The organism is Acidimicrobiia bacterium, from assembly GCA_016650365.1.
Classification (GTDB): domain Bacteria; phylum Actinomycetota; class Acidimicrobiia; order Spongiisociales; family JAENVV01; genus JAENVV01.
Map to the genome: position 1 here is coordinate 1 of JAENVV010000240.1, position 9,878 is coordinate 9,878.

10 protein-coding genes are annotated in these 9,878 nt (G+C 59.3%); all 10 read right to left on the reverse strand.

Features of this window, described 5'->3' with window-relative positions; all coding sequences use genetic code 11:
* Positions 1-205 precede the first annotated feature (205 nt).
* The gene (locus tag JJE47_13860) at positions 206-763 is read right to left on the reverse strand and encodes a LemA family protein (GenBank protein ID MBK5268509.1); all 558 of its coding nucleotides are present in this window, start codon (positions 761-763) and stop codon (positions 206-208) included.
* A gap of 62 nt (positions 764-825) precedes the next feature.
* Complete coding sequence (locus JJE47_13865) at positions 826-1,476, reverse strand: 2-C-methyl-D-erythritol 4-phosphate cytidylyltransferase (GenBank protein ID MBK5268510.1); 651 nt, start codon at positions 1,474-1,476, stop codon at positions 826-828.
* Between the two features lie 54 nt (positions 1,477-1,530).
* Entirely contained in the window at positions 1,531-3,021 is a 1,491-nt protein-coding gene (locus tag JJE47_13870; protein ID MBK5268511.1) for an NADH-quinone oxidoreductase subunit N, read from the reverse strand.
* Positions 3,022-3,024: 3 nt separating this feature from the next.
* Positions 3,025-4,608, reverse strand: a complete 1,584-nt coding sequence (locus tag JJE47_13875) for an NADH-quinone oxidoreductase subunit M (protein ID MBK5268512.1) — start codon at positions 4,606-4,608, stop codon at positions 3,025-3,027.
* 22 nt (positions 4,609-4,630) lie between these two features.
* Complete coding sequence (nuoL, locus tag JJE47_13880) at positions 4,631-6,706, reverse strand: NADH-quinone oxidoreductase subunit L (protein ID MBK5268513.1); 2,076 nt, start codon at positions 6,704-6,706, stop codon at positions 4,631-4,633.
* A gap of 3 nt (positions 6,707-6,709) precedes the next feature.
* Entirely contained in the window at positions 6,710-7,015 is a 306-nt protein-coding gene (nuoK, locus tag JJE47_13885; protein MBK5268514.1) for an NADH-quinone oxidoreductase subunit NuoK, read from the reverse strand.
* A complete protein-coding gene (locus JJE47_13890) occupies positions 7,012-7,548 on the reverse strand; it encodes an NADH-quinone oxidoreductase subunit J (protein ID MBK5268515.1) in 537 nt (178 codons plus the stop codon). Before JJE47_13890 ends, nuoK begins: the two co-directional genes overlap by 4 nt.
* Positions 7,549-7,552: 4 nt before the next feature.
* Complete coding sequence (locus JJE47_13895; GenBank protein ID MBK5268516.1) at positions 7,553-8,071, reverse strand: 4Fe-4S binding protein; 519 nt, start codon at positions 8,069-8,071, stop codon at positions 7,553-7,555.
* An 11-nt stretch (positions 8,072-8,082) separates the two neighbouring features.
* Complete coding sequence (gene nuoH, locus JJE47_13900; GenBank protein ID MBK5268517.1) at positions 8,083-9,111, reverse strand: NADH-quinone oxidoreductase subunit NuoH; 1,029 nt, start codon at positions 9,109-9,111, stop codon at positions 8,083-8,085.
* Between the two features lie 370 nt (positions 9,112-9,481).
* On the reverse strand, positions 9,482-9,878 hold a 397-nt coding region (locus JJE47_13905; protein ID MBK5268518.1), incomplete at its 5' end, for an NADH-quinone oxidoreductase subunit D 1.

The window sequence follows — 9,878 nt, forward strand, 5'->3', positions numbered from 1 at the left end:
CGCACAGGGATGTCGCGGTAGGCACCTTCGAATGAGCCACTGAAAGAGAACGTCAGGTTTTCTGTAACGACGACCGTGCCATCGTCGGTGAGTTCAACGGCGACATTGACGTCGGGGAACCAGAACGACTTTGACTGAGCCTGAGCGGCAGGCGCAAACAGCGCCGCCAGAACAAGTAGCCCTCCAACCGTGAGGAACGATCGTTTCAGAAGTCCACCTGGGGTACGCTTCGCTCGTCGCCGGCAGCCTCAAAATAGGGCTTCGTACGGAATCCCAGGAGGGAAGCGACGATATTTGTCGGCACGGTCTGGACCGCGTTGTTGTACGTGAGGGTTGCATCGTTGTAGATCTGTCGAGCAATGGCGATCTTGCCTTCGGTCTCGGACAGCTCCTGCTGCAACGACTGGAAGTTGGTGGCTGCCTTCAGCTCGGGGTAGGCCTCGGCAAGTGCGAACAGCTGGCGGAGGGCTCCGGTCAGCATGTTTTCGGCTTGGGCCTGCGCCTCGACCGTGGTGGCGGATTGAGATGCCGCCCTGGCCTCAACGACTGCTTCGAACGTCGATTTCTCGTGGCTGGCGTAGCCTTTGACGGTCTCCACCAGGTTTGGAATCAGGTCATACCGACGGCGTAACTGCACATCGACCTGACCCCAGGCGTTCTCCACTCGATTTCGGGCTCGGATGAGCCCGTTGTAGATGTAGGCCAGGAGCACGAGCACGAGCAGAATGACTATGACAGCAACGACTAATCCGGTTCCGTCCATGAATCAAGCCTATCGGAATGCACCGTCAGAAGACGGGCGGAAACCTGGTGTTTTTTGGCCGGTTAGCCCAGGTCCCCTGGAAACGTGACTTTTCGGTTGGCCGGATCTGAGGCAACGAGCACAATCCTCACACCCCCATGCCGTTGAACAACGAGCGCGGTGTCAGCCGCCTCATACTCCGGCAGTGCGTCGTAAGCCGCCAGAAGCTCCCCCGCCCGAAACACCTGGGGGGTCTGAACGGTCACATGTCCGAACCCTGGAAGCTCATATCCGGCCGAGCCATCAGCGGCATCCGGTCGGTCAGCAGTAGGCCAGCCAGGTACTGCTCCGCCCACCCGGCGGGCCGTGTCGATGAGTTCGCCCGTCAGGGCAGCGGTCACAAAGGGTCGCGCCCCGTCGTGGATGGCAACGAGGTCCACTTCTCCCGATTCGATCCGGCTCCGAAGCGTCTCAAGCCCAGCTCGTTCCGAACCGGTCCTCGTCAACCCACCCTCGGCCACGGACACGTCATATCCGGCCACGATCGGATCAAGCAGGTTGGCATCATCAGGACGCGCGACCACGACCAGGTGTCCGACGAGTGGAGCGAACGTGTCTAGCGACCACTGGAGAACCGGTCGACCATCAAGAGGTCGATACACCTTGCTGACCGGACCGCCAAAGCGGGTACCAGAACCACCGGCGAGAATGACGACGGCCGCGTGTTGATCCATGGGGTTACTTTACCGACATGTGGGTTGGCCCACCGGGGCCACACACCGGACCGGCTAGCCGCCACCGACGATCGAAGCGACCGTATCTCCGAAGTACGCCGAGATCGGCGGATAGATGCCCGCTGCTATCACGAAGAGCATGGTGATCACCAGCGCCAGCTGGAGTGACCGGCTCTGCTCGGGTTTGCCGGCAACGTGACCATCGGGGACGGGATCGAACCACATGGCCTTGACGACCCGGGCGTAGTAGTAGAAAGCGATTACTGCGTTTATGGCGGCGATACCCGCCAGGACAGCCGTCCAAACGGAACCGCCTCCAATGGCGGCCGAGAACATGACGAGCTTGGCGTACCAACCCGCCAGCGGTGGAATCCCGGCTAGTGACAGGAAGAAGATCAGCCCGAACAGCGCCACGCCTGGCTGATAGCTGGCCAGTCCGGCCCACTTGTCAATATCACCCGAACGGGTGTAGCGGGCACCGGCGATGATGACCGCGAACGCTCCCAGGTTCATAAAAGTGTAGATGGCGATGTAGGTCACCGTCGCTCCGAAGGCACTGGCAACGGCGGTGGGATCCGAACTCACGCCGGCTACCGCAAAGGGGACCAACATGAATCCGGCTTGGGCGATCGACGAGTACGCAAGAAGCCGCACAATATTGGTCTGCCGCAGAGCCGTCAGGTTTCCAACGGTCATGGTCAAGGCGGCCATGATCCACAAAGCCGGACCCCAGATATTCGACGCCCCGGGGAAGGCCACATACGTCACGATCAGCATGCCGACAAACCCGGCGGCCTTGGAACTGACCGACATGTAGGCGGTCACCGGAGTCGGCGCACCCTCGTAGGTGTCTGGCGCCCAAAAGTGGAAGGGAACCGCCGAAATCTTGAACGCAAACCCAACCATGACAAAGAGCACAGCCATGATGAAGGCCGGCGTGTGGGACAGACCGGCCGAGGCCTCCCGGATTCCATCGAAATCGACGGTACCGGTCAAGCCGTAGAGGAACGACATGCCGTACAACAAGATGGCTGCCGACAACACACCGAGCAGATAGAACTTCAGCGAGGCCTCATTGGACTTGACATCACCCTTACGCCACCCGGCGAGGAGGAACAACGGCCCGGAGACGAGTTCCAGACCAACGAACATCAAGATGAGGTCTCTGGCCGAGGCCATGACCACCGACCCGAGGATCGAAGCCAGCAGCAAGAAGTAGTACTCGCCCTGGTAATACCGGTCCGACTCGATGTAACTCACCGACATGAGAATCACGATGTAGCCGGCCGCCACGAAGAGACCTTTGAGGATGAGGGCGAAGTCGTCCACGACATAGGATCCGTCGAGCATCGTGCGAGTGCCCTCGTCGCTCAACAACAAGAAGAGGATCGGGAGGGCCGTTACCGTCAGGCCGAGCACCGACAAGACCGCCGTCCAGTACTTCTGGGCGTGGGGCAGCACGATGTCGGCTGTGAGCACCGCCATCAGTGTCGCGACGAGAGCAAGCTCCGGCGCGAGTGCCAGGTAGTCGAGGGTCGGTCCCATCCGTTACGCCAGGTTCTCGAGAATGGTCGAAACGAGTTCTTTGACGGCCCCGTTGGTAGATCCAAGCACAAGCCTCGGATACACACCGATCGCCACGGTCGCCAGCAAGAGCGGAACCCAGGCAGCCATTTCGAACTTATCTACGTCGTGGAACTCGTGGCCGGCCCACTCTTCCTTTGGCTCACCAAGATTGACTTTCTGGAGCATCCACAGCAAGTAACCCGCCGTCAGCACCGTGCCAACGGCACCGATAACCATGGCCGTCTGGAACAGGCCAACCGGCAGACCAGCCGCCGGGCGGAACGCACCGAGCAGCGCCATGAACTCGCCCCAGAAGCCTGCCAGGCCGGGAAGACCTAACGAGGCCATGGCGATGAAGCCGAGAATGAATCCCATCTTCGGCATCAGTGTGGCGTTGCCGCCGAGTCGGGCCATGTCACGTGTGTGATATCGATGGTGCATCGAGCCCGCCACGAAGAAGAGCATGCCGGTGATGACGCCGTGGGCAACCATGCCGATAATGGCCGCGTTGATCCCCGCCTCGGTCATCGTCGAGATTCCGAGCATCACGAAACCCATGTGACCGACCGACGAGAAGGCAATGAGGCGCTTCATATCGGTCTGGGCCAAACAGGCCAACGATCCATAAATGATTCCGATGACCGCCAGGATGGCGATGGTCGGTGCCCACTGCATGGCCTGCTCGGGCAGGATGGGGAGGGCAATCCGGATGAACCCGTACGAGCCAAGCTTCAGCAAGATGGCGGCCAGCAGCACTGATCCGACGGTCGGTGCCGCGGTGTGCGCGTCCGGCAACCAGGTGTGGAACGGCCACATTGGCACCTTCACGGCGAATCCCAGGAACATGCCCGCAAACAGCCATCCGGCTATCGGCAAAGCCGAAAGGTGTGGGGCCATCTCGATCAGCTTGGGGATGTCGAACGTTCTCGCACCGGCATCTCCCGAATTGAAATACAACCCGAGAAACGAGAGCAACATGAACGCCGAGCCGAAAAGCGTAAACAGGAAGAACTTGATCGATGCGTAGAGGCGGGTCTCGGTCGTGAGGTTGAACATCGCAATCGTCCTGGGCGCTTTGTCACCCCAGATCCCGATCATGAAGTACATCGGGAGCAGCACGAGTTCGAAGAAGATGAAGAACAAGATGAGATCGAGCGCCACGAAGGTTCCGTTCATGCCGGTCTCGAGCAACAGCATGAGAATGAGGAACGCCTTTGGATTGCGCGGTTCCTCCCAATGGTCCCAGGAGTAGATGATGGCCAGGATCGTTATGACTGCCGACAGCACCAGCATCGGCAACGAGATCCCGTCGACCCCGATGTGAAAATTCGAGCCGATGGATTCGATCCACGACAGATCCGTCCCGAACTGGAACTTGGCCGAATCGCCGTAATCGAATACAAACGCCACCACGATTGACAGAACGCCCACGACCAGAGCCGTGATGAGAGCCGCCCACTTATATGCCTCTTCTTGCGCCCGGGGAATCAAACCCACTACAAGGGCACCGACCAGCGGCAAAAACGTGATGAGGCTAAGGACTGTTCCGTTGTCCAAAAGCTCCATGATTGTGGGTCCTCCTGTTGTATCAGTTGCTGTTGAAAATTACGAAGCCAACGACGAGCGCTACCGCACCTATGACGAGCGCACCGGCGTACTGTTGGATCTTGCCGGTCTGGATCTTTCGAAGCCATCCCCCGGCCACCGACGCCACCCCGGCCGAACCGTTGAAGATGCCATCGATGATGCCCTGATCGGCCACGTTGTAGACGACCTTGCCAAGCCACCCGGCTGCGAAACCAAACGAGTTGACAATCGTGTCGAAAATATAGGTGTTGGTCCAGTCGACAAAACGAGCGGCCGGACCCTTGATGACCCCGACCAGGGCAAGGGCTACATCGTCGAGGTAATACTTGGCACGCAATATCGGATACAGCACCGGAATCGACAACCGATCGCGAGCCTCCTGGGTCTCGCCGTCTTTCGAGAACAGCATCCATCCGATGGCGATGCCACCCACCGCGGCGATCGTGCCATACAGCGCCAGGCCCCACTCAAGCGCTTCGGGATGATGATCGCCAAGCGGAGAAAAGTCCCGGGTGGCCAACCACTCAGTGAACCCGGTGTACCTGAGAACGATCGTTTCGCCGAACTTGAAACCCGCCATGTTGACCGCACCGGCGACCACCGAAAAGCCGGCCAGGATCATGAGTGGCACGGTCATGAGCCCCTCGGACTCGTGAGGATGGCCATGGCCTTTGTAGCTCCCGAAGAAGGTCAATGCCACGGCGCGGGTCATATAGAAAGCCGTAACGAACGCACCGGCAATGGCAATCCACAGCACCGCCGTATAACCCTCATGGTCCAGGGTGCCGAGAATCTCGTCCTTCGAGAAGAACCCGGCAAGAGGGATGATGCCCGCCAGTGCTCCCGACCCAATGATGAAGGTCCAGAAGGTACGAGGCATGTACTTACGCAGGCCGCCCATGTCGGACATATTGTTCGAGTGAACCCCGTGGATGACCGAGCCGGCCCCGAGGAATAGAAGTGCCTTGAAGAAGGCGTGGGTGAACAGGTGAAAGAGGGCGGCGGTATAGCCCCCGGCGGCGATGGCCACCATCATGTAGCCAAGCTGGCTAACCGTCGAATAGGCCAGGACCTTCTTGATGTCATCCTGGACGAGGGCGATCAGACCGGTAAGGAAGAGGGTGGCTGCACCAACTGCGATCATGATCGGGCGGGCGGCAGTCGCCATTTCCTGATAGAGCGGGAACATACGCGCCATCAGGTAGATACCCGCCGTGACCATCGTGGCGGCGTGCATCAATGCCGATACCGGTGTCGGACCGGCCATCGCGTCGGGTAGCCAGATGTGGAGCGGGAACTGGGCAGATTTGCCCATCGCGCCAAAGAACAGCAAGAGCGCACCGGCCACCGCCACGGTCGACCCGAAGTAGGGAGCGTTCAGACTGTCTCCATTGTGCGTGGCGACTTCGAGAATGTCTTTGATGCGGAACGAACCGACCGACACCGACAATGCCAGGGCACCGACGATGAGACCGACATCGGCCACCTTATTCGTGAAGAACGCCTTCATGCCAGCCGAGGAATTGGCCTTGTCTTCCCAGTAGTGGCCAATGAGCAGATACGACGCGACTCCGACCAGTTCCCATCCAACGATCAACTGAGCCAGGTTGGCCGATGCCACGAGCACCAGCATGGCGCCCGCAAACAGGGAGAAGGAGGCGTAGAAGAAGGTGTTGCGCCGTTCGCCTTTCATGTACCCGAGGGCGTACGTAAAGACGAGCAGGCCGACGGTACCGACTACGAAATACATCATCGACGACAACCCGTCGACTACCCAGCCCCACTCAAAGACCATGCCGTTTCCGACCCGGCCAATTTCAATGCTCTTCTCGAACACTGTGTGATTGCGGATCGTGTCGACCCACAGGAGCAGGCCGTAGCCGAACACAAAAGCCATCATGCCGACGGCGATCTCTCCACCCTCGTACTTGAGCTTTTTGCCGTAGGCAAGGATCAGTACGTAGGCCACGAACGGCGCCACCAGAATGAGCCACGCCCACTCTTGTAGTTGGCCACCGGGGCCGAACTCGACAACTTTTTCACCTTCAGATGCGAGCGCCAGAAAGAGGTTGGCCATCGGCTAGCCCTTCATCGTCGCGAAGTCGTCGAGATTGGCCGAACGCCGGTTACGGAAGATGAGCAGCACAATCGCCAGGCCGATACCGACCTCGGCGGCGGCCACCGTAATCACAAATATGGCAAAGATCTGCCCGAGTCCCTGGGGACTTTGTAACGCGGATTGGAAGGCGACCAGGTTGATATTGACTGCGTTGAGCATGAGTTCGACGGCCAACAAGACGGTGACGGCGTTGCGGCGAGCCAGCACGCCGTAGACCCCCATCGAAAAGAGGAGCGCCGCGAGTACAAGAACCGGACCGAGCGTCATTCTTCGGTCTCCCCTACGGCGATTGGCGTGGCATCCTTCCTGGCGACGGTGATCCCGCCGATGAGCGCGGCGAGCAACACAAACGAGACGAGCTCAAAGGGAAGAACGAATCTGCCAAGAAGTGCGTCAGCCAGATCGCCGGTACTGGTCGGGTCGCCAATGCCCAACAGCGCCGTGTCTCCGAAGGAGTCGAGTGCGGCAAATGAGGTCAGAACGAACAAGGAGCCAGCCCCAACCGCGGCGATGACTTTCCGGTCGTTGTCGAGGTCGACGTCATAGCCGACCGGCGCCCTGGTAATCATGATGCCAAACAGGAACAACACGAGAACTGCTCCGATGTAGACGAGGACGAGAACCCAGGCCACAAACTCCGCCGAGAGCACCAGGAAGAGACCGGCCGTCCCGGCGAGTGCGCCGACCAGTCCCAATGCGGCGTGGATGAGGTTTTTGGAAGTCACGACAATGAAGCCGGAAGTGGCGATGGCCAATCCAAGAATCGAGGCCACCCAGGTGACTGGTTCGGTGAAGTCCATCATCTCAGGTCTCCAGAGCCGGGGCGGTCGGAACGGTCACGAGCCAATCCTGCAGCCGGTCTTTGTCGTGCAGCATGGCGCCCATCTTGTACTCCGAATACTCGTACTCGGGGGTCCAGAACAAGGCATCGAAGGGACAGACCTCCACGCAGATTCCGCAGTACATACAGAGGGCGTAGTCGATGTCGAACCGGTCTAGCTCGGCCCGCTGCCTGGGACGACCACCCGGCTTGGACGGCGGCTTCTCTTCCTTATGGGCTTCGATATAGATACACCAGTCAGGACATGATCGAGCACAGAGCATGCAAGAGGTGCACGCTTCCTGATCAAGAGCAATGACCCCCCTCGCCCGGGGTACCGGCGCTTCTTTGTAACGGGGATAGTTGACGGTGACGAGGTCATCCTCGAATCCGAGGACCCAGGAACTACTTGGCGTCCGCACCGATGAAATCAGCGTCTTGATCATCGTCACGAAGGTCACTTTCAGACCCGTGGCCAGGCCGATCCCCGGCAATTTGGGCAGATTCGCCATTCCTACATCACCACCTTGAAAATCGCCGTCACGACGATGTTGGCAAGACCAAGCGGTACAAGCACCTTCCAGGCCACGCTTTGCAGCTGATCCTCCCGGAAGCGTGGGAACGTCCACCGGAACCAGATCATGAGAAAGCACAGGACACCGATCTTGGTGACCAGATACAGGGGTCCGAGCCAGGGAACCTGGTCGACGAATGGACCAAGGTAGCCGCCAAGGAACAAGGTGGCGGCGATGGCCGACATCGTGAACATGTTGGCGAACTCGGCGAGGAAGAAAAAGAGGAACCGGAACCCGGAATACTCGGTGAGGTAGCCGGTCACCAGCTCCGACTCGGCTATTGGCATGTCGAAGGGGATGCGGCTCAGCTCAGCGAGAGCCGAGATGAAGAAGATCAAGAAGCCGACGAACTGGAGGATGAAGAAAGGCGAAATGAAGTTGGCGATCGGCTGGTCGCCAAATCCTGACCATCCGAACAGTGAGAAGTCGGCCTGGGCCTTGATGATGCCGCTCAACGACATCGTGCCGGCCATGATGACGACGCCAACGACCGCCAGCACCATTGGCAGCTCATAGGCGATCAGCTGTCCGGCAGCCCGGAGGCCACCCATGAGTGAGTACTTGTTGGCTGATGACCAGCCGGCCATGAGAATGCCGATGGTACTGATGGACGAAATCGCCAGAACGTAGAAGATGCCAATGCTGAGGTCTGCGACGGCTCCGCCGTCCCAGAACGGTATGACGACAAACAGTCCCACCGTCGAGACCATGACCAGGGCCGGCGCCCAACGGAATACGGGCCGGTCGGCATCGGCCGGGATGATGTCTTCTTTCTGGATGAACTTGATGCCGTCAGCGAGTAGCTGGGCCCATCCCCATCGACCACCGGCGAAGTACGGTCCAACCCGGTTCTGCATCTTGGCCGAAAGTTTGAGTTCGGCGAATCCGATGGCCAGTCCCGACACCGGAATCAAGGTAAGGATGGCCACCAACTTGAGCGCCGTAAGCGCCCAAAAGTTCCCCTGCAAGAACTCCACAACCGAATCAATCACGCCCCGCACCTCCGCCCTTGAGCAAGGCGCGTCGGAACGACAAAATGAATCTTCACTGATGCGACCGGCAGGTCGATCCCATCGACCTGCTCACAGTTCGCCAAAGGCCACCTGTTAACCGGTCCAAAGGTCCCGCACCGATTGAAAACCGTTCCTCTTACGGTTGGGGCAGTTCGCTCACCGAGACCGACCACGCAGTTCGATTTCATCGAACTGCCAACGGGACCGAAAGTCCCGCACCGATGATTCGTCATGCTCGACGCGACCGGCAGGTCGATTCCATCGACCTGCTCACAGTTCGCCAAAGGCGAACTGCTAAACCGATGGAAAATCGTTGCACGATTTTTCATCGGTCAACGTCTCCGAGCACGAAGTCGAAGCTTCCCATGATGGCGATGATGTCAGGAACGAGCACGCCTTCGAGGAGTTGGGGAATCACGGAAATATTGGAGTAGGAGGCCGAACGAATCTTGAGCCGATAGGGACCCTGGCCGCCTTCGGAAACGATGTAGTAGCCCATCTCGCCTTTGGGGTTCTCAGCCCGAACGTACACTTCGCCCTTGGGCACTTTGATGACCTTGGGCACTTTGGCCTGGAGCGGACCCGAAGGAATCTGATCCACGGCTTGCTGCACGATGTGGGCCGCCTGACGGATCTCTTCCAAACGGACTTGCCAGCGATCGAACGAGTCGCCAACCGTGCCGGTGACCACCTCGAAGTTGACCTGATCGTATGGCAGATAG